The sequence below is a fragment of the Apibacter mensalis genome, assembly GCF_001418685.1.
In the GTDB taxonomy this organism is placed as follows: Bacteria; Bacteroidota; Bacteroidia; order Flavobacteriales; family Weeksellaceae; genus Apibacter; species Apibacter mensalis.
Genome location: NZ_LIVM01000034.1, coordinates 1 through 1,852 on the forward strand (window position 1 = coordinate 1; position 1,852 = coordinate 1,852).

5 protein-coding genes are annotated in these 1,852 nt (G+C 32.3%); all 5 read left to right on the plus strand.

Going from position 1 to position 1,852, the window contains the following annotated elements:
* Positions 1–41: 41 nt before the first annotated feature.
* A complete protein-coding gene (locus tag ASC36_RS10300; RefSeq protein ID WP_055426403.1) occupies positions 42–362 on the plus strand; it encodes a DUF6706 family protein in 321 nt (106 codons plus the stop codon).
* Positions 356–679 (plus strand): hypothetical protein, encoded by a 324-nt coding sequence (locus tag ASC36_RS10305; protein ID WP_055426404.1) that lies wholly within the window; start codon positions 356–358, stop codon positions 677–679. Before ASC36_RS10300 ends, ASC36_RS10305 begins: the two co-directional genes overlap by 7 nt.
* On the plus strand, positions 670–1,128 hold the full coding sequence (locus tag ASC36_RS10310; RefSeq protein ID WP_055426405.1) for a hypothetical protein: 459 nt from the start codon (positions 670–672) through the stop codon (positions 1,126–1,128). The genes ASC36_RS10305 and ASC36_RS10310 overlap by 10 nt, the downstream gene beginning before the upstream one ends.
* Positions 1,125–1,535, plus strand: a complete 411-nt coding sequence (locus ASC36_RS10315) for a hypothetical protein (protein WP_055426406.1) — start codon at positions 1,125–1,127, stop codon at positions 1,533–1,535. Before ASC36_RS10310 ends, ASC36_RS10315 begins: the two co-directional genes overlap by 4 nt.
* 11 nt (positions 1,536–1,546) lie before the next feature.
* Positions 1,547–1,852, plus strand: a 306-nt coding sequence (locus tag ASC36_RS10320; RefSeq protein ID WP_221400594.1) for a hypothetical protein, incomplete at its 3' end; no start/stop codon positions are given.

The following is a 1,852-nucleotide window of genomic DNA, read 5'->3' on the forward strand; positions in this document are numbered from 1 at the left end:
CATCAATGGAATATACAGTTTGAAAACGGAGAAATAAATCAATGAACTATAAAGAATACATAACCGCTACTTTATCTCCTTTAGGGGTTGAAGCTGCTACTATAGAATTGATTCTTTTAAATCAAAACCTTGTACCTGATAAAGAAATTATGGGAAAAGAAGATGTGTTATTATTAAAAAAAGCACTCTTTAAAGAGTTTACCGTATATCTCCCCAAACAAAAAACTTTATCAGAAGGAGGGTACTCCATTTCTTGGGATATGGAAGCTATACGGTTATGGTATTCTTCATTAGCAAAAGAATTAGGAGAAGATGATGAAATTTATAATAATTCATACGTGAGTTCGCCAAATTTATGGTAACGCAATATCCCTATAAATTAGAAATACTTGTGATTGTGGGTTCTGAGCAAGATGACAACGGTGATTATCATACCCAAAAAACTTATTGGAAATATTATTGTAATTGCCGAGATGATGCGGGTAATGGAAAAATAATAAAAAGCATAGATGGGATTAATTACACATATACGGCGTTGATACAATGTCCAAAATATACAACACAAATAGCCTCCGGTACAATAGTTCGAGTAATAGGAGTAAATGGCGATATTAGAGTACCGGAGTTACCTGTGGTGAATTCACGTATGGATCAACTCCATACAAGGATATGGGTTTAAAAGCTAAATTTAATTCTGACGCACTAAAAGCTAAATTTAACAAATATTCTGCGATTGTCGAAAGCATAATATTGGCAAATCTAAGTTATTTGGGAGAGGAGGCTATTATGGAAGCTAGAAATAATGGAGATTATAAAAACATTACCAACAATTTGCGCTCATCAACAGGGTACATAATTGTTAAAAATGGAAAAATTCTTCAAAAACTAGGTTTTAATAATGTCGGAATAGCTAAATATAATGAAGAGGGAGCTGAAATAGGAGAGAATTTAGCATTAAAATTAGCGACAGAGCAACCGGTTGATAAATATTCTTTAATAGTAGTTGCAGGAATGAATTATGCAATATATGTGGAAAGCAAAGGTTATAATGTACTTACTTCTTCAGAAGAACTGATTAAAAGAGAACTTCCCAAAATGGTTAAAAATTTAAACAAACTATTGAATTGAGAACAAATATAGAGGTTATAGATTTAATTTACCAAATATTAAAACCATTGGAAGAAGGGTTATCCGGGGGTATATATAAAATTCAGCGTCCCGCAAATTCTAATAAGGAAGATATTGTAATTAACTCTTTAATACTTGCAAGTGGGGATATTCAGAAAGGCACATTTAATATAAATATCCACGTACCCGATTTGTTGATAAAATTTAAAAACCAAACGCAAAATCAGCCTGATTTAAAAAGGCTTAAAGAATTAAATAAATTAGTAAAAAGCAAAATAGATGAAATTTATAATGAAGATTACAATCTATTTGTCCTTTGGGAAAACACCCTTAAAGACATAGACGCTAAGAATCATTATATAAATATAAGAATACAATTTATAAGCTACAAAGCATATTTTAATTAAAATTATAGAAAATGGCAACAGATAAAATGATAACCAGAGGGCTACAAAAGCTGGAATTCGGGCCTATACCTGATGATGGCGGAGTTACAACGACGTGGTCAAAATTAGGATACACTCGGCGCGAAACATTTACTTTCAATAGTGAGGATGGAGATACTACAGATTTTTTCGCCGAAGAATCTGATACAGCGATTGATTCTGTAACTGTACCGGGTAAAGAGACTTTTGAGTTTGACTTAATGGATTATAATTTAGAAACGCTGCAAAAACTTTTTGGGGGAACAGTTACCGGTACGGGGGATAATGCGGTTTATAAT